Here is a 15209-nt window from a genome sequence, read left to right as displayed (position 1 = left end):
TAGGGGGCTTCCTTCCAGCATCGCTGATGTGAGTCTGGGAGGCGCTGGGGGGTTCGGTGATTGAAAACGTCCAAGCCACCTGACGTCAGCACCCCGACGGCCAGTAGATTCGCATGCCCACGCGTTTCCCGCCCTCGCGCAAGCGCATCTGTACGACTTGACCGCGGGCCTCCAGCGCGCCGATGTGCCGGCGCACCACCTTCTCGCCGTGCCACCGTGCAGCAGTCGCCCGCGCTACGACGGAACGGACAACCTTCACCAAGGCACTCCGGCGGCCTTCCCTGGTGTAGGTTGGCGTGGTAACCTTCAATAAGGCTGACTCTCACGGCCCCACGCTGAAGGTTTCTCCCCATGCGCCGCGAAGATCTGTGCCATGACGTGCGCCAGCGGCTTGTCCGCCTGCCGGCGCCGCACCAGGTGCATTACGGCGTCGTGCCCCTGCCGCCACCGGAAGACGCGGTGCCGCTGGGGCCGGCGCTGGCGCGTAGCGAAGCGGCCAACCAGGCGCTCGCTCGTATTGATGCGCTCGCAACCGATCTGCATGATCCCTACCTGCTGAGCCGCGTGCTGACCCGGCGCGAGGCGGTGTCGAGTGCCGGCATCGAGGGCACGAATTCGACCCTCGACGAACTGCTCGCCGTCGAGGAGACCGAAGACGGGGATGCGACCGAGGCGGCAGTGCAGGTGCGGGACTACGCCAAAGCCCTCGACTCCTTCCTGCCCCGCGCCCAGTCGGAGAGGTCAACGATCTTCACCCTCGACTTGGTGCAGGACCTGCACCGGTCCATCATGAAGGGCGACACGACGTACCGAGACGTGCCGGGCCACCTACGTCAGGTCGTCGCCTGGATCGGCGGGGGTGGCAACATCGCCTATTCGTCCTTCAACCCGCCGCCGCCGAAGCATGTGCCCGCGTGCCTCGCGCAAAGCCTGGAATACCTGCGGAACGAAGGCATGCAGTCCATGACGCAGGGCTTGCTCACACGCATGGCCATCGGCCACGCCCACTTCGAGGCCGTGCACCCGTATCGCGATGGCAACGGCCGCGTTGGCCGTCTTCTGCTGCCGCTGATGATGGCGGCCGAGGGGCACGTTCCGCTCTACCTCAGCCCCTACATCGAGGCTCACAAGCAGGCGTACTACGACGCCCTCAAGGCCGCGCAGCAGCGCCTCGAATGGCACGCGCTGGTCGGCTACCTGGCCGACGCGGTGGTAGCCACCGTGGACGAACTGATGGTGACGCGCCGCGCTCTGACGGCTCTCCGGGCGATCTGGCTGGGGCGCCGATCGTTCCGCCGCGGCTCGGCCGCGCTGCGCGCCCTCGACCTGCTGCCGCATTACCCGGTGATCACCGTCAACCGACTCGCCAAGGAACTCGACGTGACGTTCCGGGCGGCCGACACGGCGGTGCATCTGCTGCAGGAGGCCGGCATCCTGACCGAGCGGACCGGCTACCGGCGCAACCGGCTGTTCGCCGCCACGGAGGCGCTGACGGTGATCAACCGGCCGTTCGGCGCCGAGCCGGTGCTGCCCGGCTCTGGTTCGGAGACCGGATGATGGGTATTCATGGTGGGGTATGATTGGGTGGGGGCGGGTGATGGTTGCGCTGAAGAAGCCGGAGTTCAGGACGATCGCTGACGCATTCAACATGCACGGCGGATACGTCCTCAAATTCAGCAACGGCACGTTCGCCGAGTTCTTTGAAGACGAGTTCGGCATTGAGATCTACGACACCAAGTACGCCTACAACGGCGGCTCCAAGGCCAAGCACCTGAACGCATTCGTGGAGACCGAAGACGAGCACACGGTCTGTCGAGTGCTGCGGCGCTTGTGGGACCACAGCGAGGAGATCCCGGCTTACCGGGAGGCCGATGGGCGCGAGGCCATCAAGGCTCGCCTGTTCGCCCTCATCAGCAAGATGGAAGGCGGTGACGCGGGGCCGCGCACCGACGCCATCGAGCGCTTCAAGGCGCGCGACCCCACGCTGGAGGAACTCGTGGCCTCCATCGAGCGCGACATTGCCGCCAACCGGCCGTCGGCGGCTCTCGACCGACTGCACACCTACTGCATGAAGAAATTTGAGCATCTGCTCGACGAGCGAGGCATTCCGTGCGACCGCTCAGAGGCGCTGCGTAGCCGGGTGGGCAAATATACCAAGGCACTGACGCAGGAGCGGGAACTGCGCGACATGACGCTCCAGATCGTCAAGAATGCGTTCGGCGTCTTCGATCTGCTCGATCAGGCAGAGGCACGGTTCATCTTCGAATCGGTCAGCGCGTTCCTCCGGTTCATCAAAACCATCGAAGCGTCACGGTTCGGGGCGTAGGTCGCGCCTGCGCGGGTCTGTACGAGGCATTCCTTAGGAACGCCATCATGACCGGGTTCACCGAGGCCGTGCCGAAGGCGAAGCGCCGAGACACCTCGCTCGAAGCGGCTGGAGCCGAGTTCCTGGTCCTCGGGCACCTCCTCCTGGAGGGCATCCCGTCATACAAGACCTACACCAACTTCCCAGGCTACGACATCATCGCCACCAATCCGGCGCGCAACACGTCGGCCCGCGTCCAGGTCAAGAGCCGCGTCGACACTGGATTCGTCGGTACGATCATCAAAAACTTCGACACTGACTTTGTGGTTCTTGCCGCTCTGAACCGGGGGTATCGGACCGGTCCAAAGAAGGGCGACAGCGGCGTCCGCCGCCCAGACTTTTACATCCTTCCGGTCTCGTACGTCCTGGAGGTCCGGAACCTTGCCGACGTCTGGGGGAAGATCGTTCGCAGCCGCCTGACCGGCTTGGAAGGATACCGCGACCGTTGGGATCTGATCCGCGAGTTCCTGAATCGCTGAACCTCAGCACGGGCCAGCAGCCGCACCCGTCATCCGGAACTCCAGGTAGGCCCGCAACTTCCCCTCGATAGCCTCGCGGGCGACGGCGTTCTGGCTGTGAACATAGAAGTCGAAGCCCTCCGGCATGCCGCCCGTATCGAGATCCCGCTGGATCAGCCATTCCGCGAAGTCACGGCCTTCCGGCAGGCCGGGCCCCAAGTCGTTGTCGAAGGACACGTAATCGGGGAACCCATGCTCCTCGACCCAGGCGATCGCCGCGACGACCGAGCGCACCACCACCCAGCCGTCGCCGACCGGCTCGCGCTCATCGTCGAGGAAGAGGTGGGGCACGCTGGTGTCCTCCTTGGCGCGCAGGCCCGTAGGATTCCGCTACGCATCGATAGCCTCGTGCAGCCGCCACACGTGGCGCAAAGCCTCGTCGAGAGGGATGGCGAGATACGCCTCGTTTGGTGGGGCCGGCGTCAAAGGCGTCTTCAGAGCACCCCGCAACGCCTTCTCCAGCCTGCCGATGTCCTTACACGCCTCCTGAAGCATGTCCCTCGGAACGTCGCCCGGCATGCCACGGCGCATAATGTGCAGCAGCCCGATCTGGGCGTCTGCCAGGGTCTCTACAGAATCCTGGGGAACCAAGCCGCTTCGCGGTTGCCAAATGTCGGCGTGGCGTCGCAGCAGCAAATTTTTCCAGTGGTGAGCGCCAAGGGAAAGATGACCACCGATCCGCTCAACGAATGACAAGGAAGTACACTTGCCAATGTAAAGAGGGCTTCGGTCCAGGGCGACCCAGTAGATGCCGAACTCCTCCGCTATGGGCTGACCGTTGTCATGCGTGATGTCCCAGTACCGCAAATCGCGCAGTTTCACGCCTTCATCATGGGCCATGCGCGCTTTCAGATCGTCGGACAGGTCGTCAACGGTGCTGTCCCTGTAGTCGGTGATGTACAAATGCATTGCGCTCAAACCGCTCCCTGCACATGACGCCCGCAGCCGCCGGCTACTCCCTCGGCGACTGACCAAGCGATCCTGTCTCACGCTGTGGCGGCGACCCGGCCTCACCAGAAGAGGATGCCGGTTTCGAAACCTCGACCATTGTGGCGGGGGTGACTGGCGGACGAAGCGCGCGCAACTCCTCGGTCTGTGCCGTAACCGACTTGACCAACTCCGCCAGCAGATCGTCCGTTTTGCTCGTCATGGAGACCCAGAGTGACGCCGCCGCCAACGATGCACCGACCAGAAGGGATGCGACGGCAACGAACGAGTTTCTCGCCGCCTCGGCGCTGGAACTTTTCGCCTCCTGGAGAAGGCCGGAGAATAGCGCCTCATGCCGCTGTGTCTGGTCGGTCAGCAGGCGCAATGCAGCCGCCAAGGCATCCAGTTGCTGGCTTTGGCTCCGGGTCTCCTCAAGCATCTGCAGGAGCGCCTGTGCCTGCTCGTGCTGTACCCGGCGCTGCTCGGCTGCTTCGCGCTGGATGCTTCGCAGGGCGTCAAGGCCATGATTTGGCGGCGGAGCCAAGTGTTCCGGTCTATGGAACAGCCGTGCAGGATCACCGAAACCTGCCGCCGAAGAGGTGCTCGACAGACCGGACAGTCCGCTTCCGAGCGATCGCAAAATCGGATCCCAGGTCATAAGATGCATCTTAACGCTTTGGGATCGCGGATCTTTGTTGGCCGACGCTTCAGCCTGCCGCCCCAACCCGTTGCTTCTCAGGTTCGCAAGCGATTGCTTTACCGATGCTTCAGTCCGGGCGAAGAGAGCGTCCGCCAGACGCTTGAGGTGTTCGCACGCGCTTTCGCCTTCATTCCGCCTGCTGAGTGCCTCAACCCGCGGAAGCCCCCTCCGGCCGCTGAATGGCAAAAAGACGTGAGTGTACGTTGAAAGATACGCAGAGACGACGTCCTCAACCCACGCCAGCGGCCAGGCATTCACCTCGTCTTCCGTCAGCGGCTCGCCATTCTGGTAGGCGTCGTCTTTGATCCTCTCCTGTGCAAGATCCGCGCCCTCGGCCGGAATGCGCGCGAGAACGCGCAGAAACAGACGGGCAAACGCATCGGCATCGAGAGACGTGTCCGGAGGATAGGCCGCGAGAAATGTGTCTTCCACCTCGTCCGCAAAACGCGGCAGCAACAGCATCCGCCCGTCAGGCAGGCTGCAGGCCACGGGGAAGTAAATTCCGGCGACGGACGAAAGGTCGAAGACCATGCTCGCTCTCTGGAAGGGGAGACCAGCATATCGTGCCAGCCTGACCCGCACCAGTACAGTCGGCGGTAGACGCGGCGCAGCAGCCCCTCCCCTGCCCCGCATTGTCGCTTGTATTGCTGTAGCACCCACCGACCGGCTCCGCGCCGTTGCAGGCGGCACGGCGAAAAGGCTGTCCTGTCCCTTGGAGCCGGTTCACCCCCGCACATGCGGGGAAAGAGCGGAAATCGGCTATGAACCGACCCCGGAATACGGTTCACCCCCGCGCATGCGGGGAAAGGTGCTCCGCAGCGTGGGACGGGGCGGCGGAGAGCGGTTCACCCCCGCGCATGCGGGGAAAGGCATCCAGGAGCGCTGATCGTCGGTGGCGTCACCGGTTCACCCCCGCACATGCGGGGAAAGGGTCAGAAACACGGTGGCCCGAATCGCCCAGCACGGTTCACCCCCGCGCATGCGGGGAAAGGGTTTACCGCCGCGCCCTGGAACTGGGGCAGACCGGTTCACCCCCGCGCATGCGGGGAAAGGGGCGAGGCCCCGTGGGAGAAGGGCGAGGACTTCGGTTCACCCCCGCGCATGCGGGGAAAGGCTGGGCGTGGCGACGAAGGACATCGCCGGCGACGGTTCACCCCCGCGCATGCGGGGAAAGGGTCGCCGTCCCAGGAGCCCAGCGCCGCGAGGTCGGTTCACCCCCGCGCATGCGGGGAAAGGTGGAGCAGCAACGCCGGGGGCACCGGCGGTGTCGGTTCACCCCCGCGCATGCGGGGAAAGGTTCGGGCTGATTTCGGCCGAGCGCGCCGACCGCGGTTCACCCCCGCGCATGCGGGGAAAGGGTGAAGTGAGGGCGAGCGATGCTCTTCGCCCCCGGTTCACCCCCGCGCATGCGGGGAAAGGTATGCCTGGAAGGCATTGCTCCAGCATGCAAAATCGGTGTGCGGGAAGTCTACCAACTTCTTCCCGCAATGGATGTCCGTCTGCACGATGTCCAAGATCCCAGGTCAAGCCGCCTTCCGACGCCTACACCCACTCCAAACCGTAGAAATCGTCAACGGTGAAGGAGATTGTTTTCTCACTGCCCAGAAGCGTCCCCCCCCACTTGCCTGTGACAGCCGAGAAAACAATGCGTACGATCTCAGCGAGACCCGTCCGCGCCTCAACTTCCTCCACCACGTCAGCCGCGAGATCATGCGGAACGGTGCCACGGACCCGTCTGGACGACAGGCGCAGGCACCCCGACGACCAGTCCGCACCGTCGAATGGGCGGACGCCCCCTACTACCCCGTCGTCCTTCACCAGGACAACCTCCAGCGACACGCCGAGCCGGGTCGGGACGCGCTCGTCATCGCCCCAGGCGACGGCGCGCTCATACCCCTTCGCCGGGTCGAGGACGTACGGGCGGGCCAGGCTGCGCTCGGCCAAATCGTCGCCTTCGGCCTGCAAGGAAGCATCACGCAGCGGCTCCGGGGTCTCGTCGTCGCCGAAGACCCCCTCGATGAGCAGCCTCATGCCGGCCGGGTAGGCGATCTCGCCGATGCTTCGGAGGACCTTCGCGGTCCGCCACAGGTCTCCGACGTTCGGGTAGATCGCCGCGGCCGCCGGAAACACGCTGCGGTACCAATCGGCATCGTGCACCTGGTCCGGATCCGGCGACACGACGACAATCTCGTGCGGCTCCCGCGCATCATACACGCGCCCGTCTTGGTTGAGCAGGTCGCCGTGCGCGTCGCGCAGATGGCGGCATCCCCGTCCAGCCGTCTGTGAGACCGAGTCAATCGGCTTCAGGTCAACGACCGCCACATCGAGATCGATGTCGAAACTCGACTCCATGATCTGAGTCGTGACCACGATTCCGCCTGCCCGCTCCCGCCCACGTGCGTTCTTGCCGAAGCGCCGCAACAGCCTTTGCTGAATGCGGCCGCGCAACGCGTCTGGGAACCGCGCATGATACACGGTCACGTCCGCGTGCCCATGCACCTCACGAAGCCGCCGCGCAGCCTGGATGGCATCATCCACCGTGTTGCGGCTCCACAGCACGCATTTGCCGGCCTTGGCCGCCCGCAGAACCAACGCCTCCGCTTCCGCCACGCCGTGCACCATCCGCACGGCCTTCGGCCGCGGCGCGTGCGGGGTGGGACGCGTGGCGACGGGCTCGCGAAGCCCATGGCGGCCCAGAACGGTGACCAGCGGGTAGCGGTCGTCGTCCAGGATGCTCGCGTCGCCGATGGGAAAGCCGGTTCCTTCGCAGAACGCGCTGGTGAGACGCCGCTTCGCCGCCTTCGACAGGGTGGCGCTGACCAGGACGATCGAGGCGCCAGCGGCGGCCAGCAGCCGCACGGTGCCGACCAGCATCTCCTGAATGTAACCGTCGTAACTGTGCGCCTCGTCCACGACGAACACCTTGCCCATCAGCCCGAACAGGCGAACCGAAGCAAACTTCGACGGAAGGGCCGCGAGGAGGGCCTGATCGATGGTGCCGACGCAGATCTCGGCCACGGTCTTGCGCCGTCGGTCTTCGGTCATCCACTCCGCGCAGGTGCTGCCGTAGGCGTCGGACAATCCTGCCTGCGTCTTCCCGCCTTTGGCATGCAGCACGGCGAAGGACGCACCGGCCTCCTGGAAGAAGCGCCGGTACATCGCGGCCTCGCGCTCCGCCATGGCGTCGGCCGTCGCCGTCGTCGGCAGCGCCAGGTACAAGCCGTGGGCGGCCCCGCTCGCCATGAGTTTCGCCGCAACCAGGTTCGCCGCCTCGGTCTTGCCGCCACCGGTCATTTCCTCGATCAGCACGAGGCACTGACCATCGAAGACCATGCCGTCGACCGCCGCCTGCAGCGGCGACGGTTCGGCGATCTCCGGGTAGAGGGCGGCGAAGGAGGGCGCCGTGATCGGGCAGCGAGGGACGACACGCGCTTCGTCCACAGCCCGCGCGGCCTTCTGCCGGGCCTCGTCCCAGTAGGCTGCGGGATCCGGCATCTCCGGAGCGAACGGGAACCACATTCGGTTCGATCCAATCCAGTCGGCCACCGAGATGAGCCCGGCGATGAGCAACGAAGCCGGGCGCGCCGTGGTTTCGGCAAGAACCGGCATACGCTCTGGGCCAAGGGTGTCGCGCGCCCACGCCACGAAGGACGCCGCGTCAGCCATGTTGCGCTCCGAGAAGCAGGAGCGCAGGCGTTGCCGCGCCTTGGCGAGATCCGGCGGCGAGCCGTGATGGCCGCACGCGGCGTAGATCCAGGTCCGTAGGGCAATGGCGGCGCTCGGCCGTTCGCCTTGGTACCAGGCGCGAGCAATGCCCATTTCCAGGAGGAGAGCCGCCCCGAGCGCATCGTGGCGCAGAAGACCGCCGTAGTCCCAGTGTTTCGCGCGCTCTTCGGACGGGGCGGCCCGCTCCCAGATTTCCGGGCGCATCTTTTGGAAACCGTTTGAGAACTTGCCAAGGTCGTGGATCGCCGCCAGGAACACGACGGTGCGGATGAGGGACTCCCGCGCGGCGTCGGAGAGGCCGAGCGTGTGGAGAAGAGCGCTCACCAGCCAGGGCATGCGCCGCAGCAAACAGTCCGCCACGGCCGCGACGTCGAGGCTGTGGCAGACGAGGGGATGGAACGGGCTCTCGGGTCCACCATCCCTTTCGGCCTTGCCCCAGTAGGGCGTCATGTTTACCTCACGAATGCGATGTGGTCCGCAACGGTTCGCTCGACCGAGCGGTGACCCGTACTGCTCCTTGGCAGCATGCCCGGAAGCGTCGCCTTCTCCCGCGCGGGAGGTCTGGCATCGTGTCGGTTGTGGAGCACATCGCACCCTCCATCGCCCGGATTTCGTTGACCCTCGCCGATTATCGGATCTAAGGCGCATGTACTGATCCTTAGTACATCCTCCTGCGATTCGAGAGGAACGGGATGGGAAACGCACCGACTCAGGGTAGCGCAAACTACCTGACTGGGCGCTGGATTCCAGCATTACTGGATGACGGCAGCACGCGTTCGATTGCGTTGCGTGAAATCGGAATGACCGAAGATCGCAAGACGCCGCTGCGGGTGCTTGGGAACATGCCGGATGGCGGGCTGGCCCGGCTTGAGTTCCTCATCGGCGCCGTCCAGCAGTTGATGGCCCCGGAGACCGGCGGAGACTGGCTCGACGGCTACTTCGACCCGCCCGCTCCGGAACGCCTCGGGAGCATCATCGACGAATCGGGCCTCGCCCCCCACTTCGATCTGTTCGGGGCCACACCGGCCTTCCAGGACACGTCGGTCGCGGGCGAAGCGGCGCAAGGGGTGTCGGCGCTGTTCCTGCTCCAGCCCGGCGAGCAGACGCGCAGCCGCAACCAGGACATCTGGGGCAAAGACATCGGCGCCGTCGGTATCCCGGCGGCGATGGAAGCGCTGTACGCGCTGCAGATCTACTCGCCGGCCGGCGGCCGCGGCGCGCGCACCTCCCCCAGCGGCGGCGGACCATTGCGCACCTTCCTCACGGGCGACACGCTGTGGACCAAGGTGTGGTCCAACATCCTGCTGAAGCCTGAATGGGAAGCCCTCGGCAACAAGGCGCGCGACATCACGTCGCTGATCCCCTGGATCGACTTCCGGGTCGACGCGCCGACGCCGCTCGACGCCCCGTCCTCCCATCTCTTTTGGGCCTGCCCGCGGCGCGTCCTGCTGTCCACGCCCGATGACGGAACCTGCGAGATCACCGGCCAGCCCGGACCGGTCGTGCGCGAGATCCGGATGGCGGCCTACGGGCCGGACTACAAGAGCGACCTCTGGCGTCATCCCCTCTCGCCCTACTACCGGCTGAAGAAGGGCGGCACCGTCCAGCGGCTTCCCCGGCTCGGCGGCGCCGTGGCCTTCGGTGTATCCTGGCGCGACTATGTCGGCATGTTCCAGGAGAAGGGCGAGGCCGGCGAGGCCGGCGTCGAGCCCGCGATGACCGTGCGCGCCTGGCGCCAGGAGCGGGCTTCCGACACCGGTCAGGAAACGGTCCGCTTGCAGGTCTTCGGTTACCGCTGCGACAACGCCAAGGTGCTGGGCACCGTTTCGGCGGCGATGCCCTTCCTGGCCGTGCCCCCGTCGATCGAGGTCGAGTTCTCCGGCATCGTGGAAAACGTCGTGGACGGCACCGGAAGCCTCGCCTCGACGCTGAAGCGCCAGACGCTGCTGGCCCAGTTCGATCCGAAGGCGCTGGAAAACGTGCCGCTGTCCTACGGCAACCAGATCGAGGCCGACTTCTGGGCGCGGACGGAATCGCACTTCCGGTCCTTCGCCAAGCGGGTTCGGGATCACCTGGTGGGCGGCGGGGCGCCGAACGATCAGGCCGTCATGGATCTCCTCTCCGGGCTGCACGGCGCCGTCGGCCAAGCGGCTGTCCACCTGTTCGACGACCGCATCAACGTGGGGCAGACCGACAACCCGGAACGGGTGGTTACCGCCCGACGCAACCTCCTGATGGCCGTGCACGGCGCGCCCATCCGCCGCGCCTTCGGCCTGCCGGTGGACGACAAGGTCGGGACGAAGACCGGCGGCAAAACGAAAGCCAAGCAAACCGGGGGCAAGGAGCAGGTGCGATGAGCACGCCGTTGGACAGCCAATTCAAGAACGGGGTTCTTCTCTGGCACCAGTGGCTGACGGGCCGCGCGCCGGACCTGCCCGAGGGCGCCGAGGCCGTGCCCAAGCCCGGCCTGCCGAAGGACGGCGGCGCCCGGTCGGCGATGGCCCGCTGCCGGACCGTCGCGGACGCGCTGCTGGCGCCGCCGTTCGCGCAGTTCGTCCGCTACGTCCTGCCCGACGAGACAGAGCGGAAAGCCTTCGCCGAGCGGCCGAAAAACCTTGCCGCCCTGGCGCGCGCCGCGGTGGCGGTCGGGCAGGTCGGCGCCGCCGACCTCCGGAAGTCCTTTCCCGAGCAGATGGCGGAGGACGCCGGCGGCGGCCGGCCGCGCGTTTCGCGCGTCGTGGCCCACGGCCTCCTGAGCACGGAGAACGCGGACGAGGCGCTGTACCACGCGGTGCAGATCATCGCGACGCTGCGAGAGAAGGCCAATGTGGTCGACCTCGCCCACGGGATGATGCTCTGGCCGAAGACGCGCAGCGGCTGGGCCTACCGCTACAACGACGCCGTGCTCGGGCTGGCGAAGCCGGTCGCGCCGGCCAAGTGACGACAAAAAGCCAAGCGGCAGCGGAACATCGGGAGCAGAATCCATGAACACGATCCAAATCAGCACCATCACCCCGGTCGGCCCCGGTTGCGTCGTGCGGGACGACGCCGGTCGCCCGAAATCGGCCGTCGTCAACGGCGTGCAGCGCCTGCGCATCCCCAGCCAGTCGCTGAAACGCGCCCTGCGCACCTCAGCGGCCTTCGCCCAAGCGGTGGACGGCCTCATCGGCACCCGCACGCAGCGCATCGGTGATCTCATCATCGAGCGCCTGAAGGGCGAGTTCGGTGAGGAGCGTGCGAAGGAGGCCGTCAAGACCATCGTCGGCGTGTTCGGCAAGGCCAAGGCCGATAAGGCTCAGACCGAGCAGTTGGCCTTCATCGCGCCGGAAGAACTCGACGCCGCCGAAACGCTGGCCCGCCGCATCCTTTCGGGCGAAAAGGTCGAGGACAAAGATTTCGACGCGATCATCCACAACACCGTCCGCGCCGTCGACATCGCCCTGTTCGGGCGCATGTTCGCCGACCGCGGGGAGGCCCGGATGACCGCCGCCGTGTCGATGGCACACTCGATCTCGGTTGGCCGTGCGCCGACGGAGAACGACTTCTACGTCGCCATTGACGACGAGAAGCCGGCGGAGGAGGACGTCGGCGCCGGCTTCATGGGCCACCAGGGCTTCAGCGCCGGCGTGATGCTCGGCTGGTCGGCCATTAATCTCGATCAGTTGGTCAAGAACCTGGGCGGCGACCGAGATCTCGCGGTGCGCGCCGTGGCGGCCTACGTCCGCGGCCTCGCCACCACCTTTCCTGGCGGCAAGTCGGCGTCCTTCGGCACGCATGCCCGGCCAACCTGGATGATGGTGGAAATGGGCAACGCAGCGCCGCGCAACCTGATTCCGGCGATCTACAACCCGATCGATGAAGGGGATCAGATCGCGGTCGCGGTCAAGCGCGTCACCGAAGTGGCCGAGCAGTTCGACCGGATCTACGGCGAGAACCTGGAGCGCGCGTCCTTCAACGTGCTGACCGGCGAGGGCACGCTGGACGAGGTGGTGGCGGCGGCCTGCGCCTTCGCCGCTCGCTGAGGCGGCCATGAGGACGCTCTGCTTCCGGGCCTATGGCGCGCTCGCCTCCTGCGGTACGCAGGAGGCCGGCACGGTCAACCGCCCGACCGCCCGCCACTTCGGCCGCGGCGCCGTGCTCGGCATGATCGACGCGGCGCTCGGCATCGAGCGCGACGACGAGGACGACCGCAGGCGCATGGCGGCCGGCCTGTGGACCGCCGTTGCCGCGGAAGGGCCGAGGCGCGTGCGCAACGAGTTCCGCACGGTGCAGACGGTGGAAACCTCGAACCTGCCGCCCTTCGCCTCGCGTGGCAAAGCCTTCGACACCGCTGGCTTCGAGCCGGTGCTGAAGGAGGAGAACGGCAAACGCCACGTCCGCTGGACGGTGCCGGAGGGCGCCAACCCTCGCAAGCCGGGGTGGAAGCGCTTCCACACCATGGTGACCTACCGCGAGCACGTCGAGGACGGCGTCTGGCGCATCTTCCTCGCTGCCCGCCCCGGAGCGGACGTTGATCTCGACACCATCGCCAGGGCGCTGCGCCGCCCGGCCTTCGAACTCTACCTTGGCCGGCGCGACATGCCTCTGGGCCTGCCGCCCGATCCCAAGGTCATTGACGGTGGGCTGACCGAGGCTTTGGACGCTTATCCGACGGTTCCGGAGTTCGGAAAAGGGGTCCTAAAATCCTTCTCCCGCAGCCTGCGGCGGCGGCTGAGCGGTGACGTGGAGTTGGCCTGGGATCAGGGTTTTCCCGGTGCGCCAGACGCCGAGGAAACGCGCCTTGTCCAGGACGACCCGACCTCCCGCGTGTACTGGCGCTTCGCCACGCGTCCGGAGATGCGGGCGACCATCCGCCGCCCGGTCCTGCCGGCCGCCGGAGGCACGGGGACGGGCGGGAGTTCCTCCATTCTGGACCGGTTCTGGGAGGACTGATCATGAGCGCCATCCTCTTCTCGAAGATCGAACTGCGTCCGGACGCCGACGGTTCGTCCGGCGCGCTGGTGGCCTATCTGGCGCGCACGGCCCAGAGCCTGGGCCACACCCACCACCTGGTGTGGAGTCTGTTCGGCGACCGTGGCGGCGACCGACAATTCCTCTACCGCATGACGGGGGCCGGCGTCCGCCAGCCCATCCTGCTTTACTCGGCCGAACCACCGAAGGACACCACTGGCCTGTGGACGGTGGAAAGCAAGAGCATGCCGCTGCCGCAGGCGGCCGGTGAACGGGTCGCTTGGTCGATCCGCGTCAACCCGGTGGTGTCGCGCGACGGCAAGAAGCACGACGTCGTGACCGACGCGCGGCGCGCGGCTCCGAAGGACGAGCGCTGGGACGAGACCGCGCGACGCGTCGTGCCGGCATGGCTGGCGCCGCGCCTGGCCAAGGTTGGTCTGGATGCATCTCTGGACGGCATGGTGGTCGAGGGGTCGGCCAAGCATCAGTTTCCACATGACCGTGGCGGTCGGCCGGTCACCGTGCGCTCTATCGATGTGTCGGGGACAGCGACCGTGACGAACCCCGCTGCGCTCGCCTCCGGCATCCTCAACGGCATTGGCAGCGCGAAGATCTACGGCTGTGGCATGCTGCTGCTGCGGAGGCTGGCTTGACGCCAGGGCTGCCGCCGCCACGACCGATTCCGATTAAGGACCGTTCGTCCTTCGTCTGGGTCGGCCGCGGGCGGATCGACGTCGAGGACGGCGCCTTGGTCGTGGCGGACGAGCAGGGCGTGCGCATGCAGATCCCGATCGGCGCGTTGGCGGTCCTCTTCCTGGAACCGGGAGCGGTGGTTACGCACGAGGCGGTGAAGTTGGCCGCCAGGGTCGGTTGCCTCCTGGTCTGGATCGGCGACGGCGGGGTGCGGCTCTATGCGGCGGGACAGCCTGGCGGCGCGAGATCCGATCGTTTGCTTCATCAGGCGCGCCTGGCGCTCGACGAAGGATGCCGCCTCAAGGTCGTGCGCAAGATGTACGCCCTGCGATTTGGTGAAGAACCGCCGGAGCGCCGCAGCCTGGATCAGTTGCGGGGGATGGAAGCCGCCCGCGTCAAGCGGATGTACGAATTGCTGGCCACCCAAAACAACGTCGCATGGCATGGCCGGCGGTACGATCCGAAGGCGTTCTCCTCAGGGGATGTCGCCAATATTTGCCTGAGTGCTGCCAACGCGTGCCTGTACGGGGTCTGCGAAGCGGCCATTCTCGCCGCCGGCTACGCTCCGGCCATCGGCTTTCTGCACACGGGAAAGCCGCAATCGTTCGTCTACGACATTGCCGACATCGTCAAGTTCGAGACCAGCGTGCCGGCCGCGTTCCGGGTCGCGGCCCAGAACCCGAAACAGCCCGAGAGGGAGGCGAGGATCGCCTGCCGCGATCTCTTCCTGAAGGGCCGGCTGCTCAAACGGATCGTACCGCTCATCGAGGATGTGCTCACCATTGATGGTGTCCAGCCGCCATCGGCTCCGCCCGAGGCACTGCCAGTCGCGATCGAGCAGAAGGAACAGAGCGGCGATGCTGGTCATCGTTCTTGAGGCGGCCCCACCACGGCTGAGAGGTCGTCTAGCCCTTTGGTTGCTGGAGGTTCGCGCCGGTGTCTACGTCGGGCGGGCGTCGCCACGGCTGCGTGACCGGCTTTGGGATGAAATCGTGGCAAACATTGAGGACGGGAACGCGGTTCTCGTCGAGGCAAACTCCAGCCTGGAAGCGGGGTTTACGTTTCGCACGGCCGGGCGCGCCCGCAGGATGCCGTTGGACAGCGATGGCTACCCGCTGGTCGCCTTCCATCCTGAAGGGGAATGAGGAAGGTTGGTTCCTGGACATTGTGAACAACGCTCGTGATGCGGGAGGAAGTTGGTGGACTTCCCGCAATGCGAATTCCTGTGTTTTAGCAACGGCTTCCAGCCATACCCTTCCCCGCGCACGCGGGGGTGAACCGAAGGAACGGTCGAGTGACGCTCCCGCTCCTGCCCCTTCCCCGCGCACGC

At 66.4% G+C, this 15209-nt stretch carries 14 protein-coding genes and 2 CRISPR repeat arrays (1 of these 16 cut by a window edge); of the genes, 10 read left to right on the top strand and 4 right to left on the bottom strand.

The window, feature by feature from the left end; genetic code table 11:
- The first annotated feature begins 351 nt into the window (after positions 1–351).
- From J2852_RS24235 to J2852_RS24225, 3 genes are read left to right on the top strand one after another with little or no spacing between them, the layout of a single operon-like run.
- On the top strand, positions 352–1557 hold the full coding sequence (locus tag J2852_RS24235; protein WP_209880676.1) for a Fic family protein: 1206 nt from the start codon (positions 352–354) through the stop codon (positions 1555–1557).
- A 40-nt stretch (positions 1558–1597) separates the two neighbouring features.
- On the top strand, positions 1598–2326 hold the full coding sequence (locus tag J2852_RS24230; protein WP_209880675.1) for a hypothetical protein: 729 nt from the start codon (positions 1598–1600) through the stop codon (positions 2324–2326).
- A gap of 47 nt (positions 2327–2373) precedes the next feature.
- On the top strand, positions 2374–2844 hold the full coding sequence (locus J2852_RS24225) for a hypothetical protein (protein WP_209880674.1): 471 nt from the start codon (positions 2374–2376) through the stop codon (positions 2842–2844).
- 3 nt (positions 2845–2847) lie between these two features.
- On the opposite strand, the gene J2852_RS24220 is transcribed toward J2852_RS24225, so the two are convergent.
- From J2852_RS24220 to cas3, 4 genes are all read right to left on the bottom strand, one after another.
- Positions 2848–3174: a cyclic-phosphate processing receiver domain-containing protein gene (locus J2852_RS24220; protein WP_209880672.1), complete on the bottom strand. Its 327-nt coding sequence runs from the start codon at positions 3172–3174 to the stop codon at positions 2848–2850.
- 39 nt (positions 3175–3213) lie between these two features.
- Positions 3214–3786: a hypothetical protein gene (locus J2852_RS24215; protein ID WP_209880670.1), complete on the bottom strand. Its 573-nt coding sequence runs from the start codon at positions 3784–3786 to the stop codon at positions 3214–3216.
- A 49-nt stretch (positions 3787–3835) separates the two neighbouring features.
- Complete coding sequence (locus tag J2852_RS24210; protein WP_209880668.1) at positions 3836–5041, bottom strand: hypothetical protein; 1206 nt, start codon at positions 5039–5041, stop codon at positions 3836–3838.
- Between the two features lie 188 nt (positions 5042–5229).
- Positions 5230–5929: direct repeats of the CRISPR family, unit length 29 nt; unit sequence CGGTTCACCCCCGCGCATGCGGGGAAAGG.
- 123 nt (positions 5930–6052) lie between these two features.
- Complete coding sequence (cas3, locus tag J2852_RS24205; protein WP_209880666.1) at positions 6053–8686, bottom strand: CRISPR-associated helicase Cas3'; 2634 nt, start codon at positions 8684–8686, stop codon at positions 6053–6055.
- A gap of 242 nt (positions 8687–8928) precedes the next feature.
- Here cas3 and casA point away from each other — a divergent pair, with 242 nt between their 5' ends.
- Genes casA through cas2e form a run of 7 tightly spaced genes read left to right on the top strand, consistent with a single transcriptional unit; the run spans position 8929 to position 15024 of the window.
- Positions 8929–10593 carry a type I-E CRISPR-associated protein Cse1/CasA gene (gene casA, locus J2852_RS24200; RefSeq protein ID WP_209880665.1) on the top strand — a complete coding sequence of 555 codons (1665 nt, stop codon included), beginning with the start codon at positions 8929–8931 and terminating at the stop codon, positions 10591–10593.
- Positions 10590–11177, top strand: a complete 588-nt coding sequence (casB, locus tag J2852_RS24195) for a type I-E CRISPR-associated protein Cse2/CasB (RefSeq protein WP_209880663.1) — start codon at positions 10590–10592, stop codon at positions 11175–11177. The genes casA and casB overlap by 4 nt, the downstream gene beginning before the upstream one ends.
- Before the next feature lie 43 nt (positions 11178–11220).
- On the top strand, positions 11221–12258 hold the full coding sequence (gene cas7e, locus J2852_RS24190; protein WP_209880661.1) for a type I-E CRISPR-associated protein Cas7/Cse4/CasC: 1038 nt from the start codon (positions 11221–11223) through the stop codon (positions 12256–12258).
- Positions 12259–12265: 7 nt separating this feature from the next.
- Positions 12266–13168 (top strand): type I-E CRISPR-associated protein Cas5/CasD, encoded by a 903-nt coding sequence (locus J2852_RS24185; protein WP_209880659.1) that lies wholly within the window; start codon positions 12266–12268, stop codon positions 13166–13168.
- A gap of 2 nt (positions 13169–13170) precedes the next feature.
- Positions 13171–13839, top strand: a complete 669-nt coding sequence (gene cas6e / locus J2852_RS24180) for a type I-E CRISPR-associated protein Cas6/Cse3/CasE (protein WP_209880657.1) — start codon at positions 13171–13173, stop codon at positions 13837–13839.
- Entirely contained in the window at positions 13836–14756 is a 921-nt protein-coding gene (gene cas1e, locus J2852_RS24175) for a type I-E CRISPR-associated endonuclease Cas1e (protein WP_209880655.1), read from the top strand. Before cas6e ends, cas1e begins: the two co-directional genes overlap by 4 nt.
- The gene (cas2e, locus tag J2852_RS24170; protein ID WP_209880653.1) at positions 14737–15024 is read left to right on the top strand and encodes a type I-E CRISPR-associated endoribonuclease Cas2e; all 288 of its coding nucleotides are present in this window, start codon (positions 14737–14739) and stop codon (positions 15022–15024) included. The genes cas1e and cas2e overlap by 20 nt, the downstream gene beginning before the upstream one ends.
- Before the next feature lie 107 nt (positions 15025–15131).
- Positions 15132–15209: direct repeats of the CRISPR family, unit length 29 nt; unit sequence CCCTTCCCCGCGCACGCGGGGGTGAACCG (it continues 927 nt past the right edge of the window).

It is taken from the genome of Azospirillum soli, from assembly GCF_017876165.1.
Classification (GTDB): domain Bacteria; phylum Pseudomonadota; class Alphaproteobacteria; order Azospirillales; family Azospirillaceae; genus Azospirillum; species Azospirillum soli.
This window is presented reverse-complemented; position numbering and strand designations above follow the sequence as displayed.

Bases quoted from the DNA above. Each gene is read 5' to 3' on its own strand.
- J2852_RS24230 (WP_209880675.1), top strand. From the start codon at position 1,598: ATGGTTGCGCTGAAGAAGCCGGAGTTCAGGACGATCGCTGACGCATTC.
- casA (WP_209880665.1), top strand. From the start codon at position 8,929: ATGGGAAACGCACCGACTCAGGGTAGCGCAAACTACCTGACTGGGCGC.
- cas7e (WP_209880661.1), top strand. From the start codon at position 11,221: ATGAACACGATCCAAATCAGCACCATCACCCCGGTCGGCCCCGGTTGC.
- J2852_RS24210 (WP_209880668.1), bottom strand. From the start codon at position 5,041: ATGGTCTTCGACCTTTCGTCCGTCGCCGGAATTTACTTCCCCGTGGCC.
- J2852_RS24235 (WP_209880676.1), top strand. From the start codon at position 352: ATGCGCCGCGAAGATCTGTGCCATGACGTGCGCCAGCGGCTTGTCCGC.
- cas3 (WP_209880666.1), bottom strand. From the start codon at position 8,686: ATGACGCCCTACTGGGGCAAGGCCGAAAGGGATGGTGGACCCGAGAGC.
- J2852_RS24225 (WP_209880674.1), top strand. From the start codon at position 2,374: ATGACCGGGTTCACCGAGGCCGTGCCGAAGGCGAAGCGCCGAGACACC.
- cas2e (WP_209880653.1), top strand. From the start codon at position 14,737: ATGCTGGTCATCGTTCTTGAGGCGGCCCCACCACGGCTGAGAGGTCGT.
- cas6e (WP_209880657.1), top strand. From the start codon at position 13,171: ATGAGCGCCATCCTCTTCTCGAAGATCGAACTGCGTCCGGACGCCGAC.
- casB (WP_209880663.1), top strand. From the start codon at position 10,590: ATGAGCACGCCGTTGGACAGCCAATTCAAGAACGGGGTTCTTCTCTGG.
- J2852_RS24185 (WP_209880659.1), top strand. From the start codon at position 12,266: ATGAGGACGCTCTGCTTCCGGGCCTATGGCGCGCTCGCCTCCTGCGGT.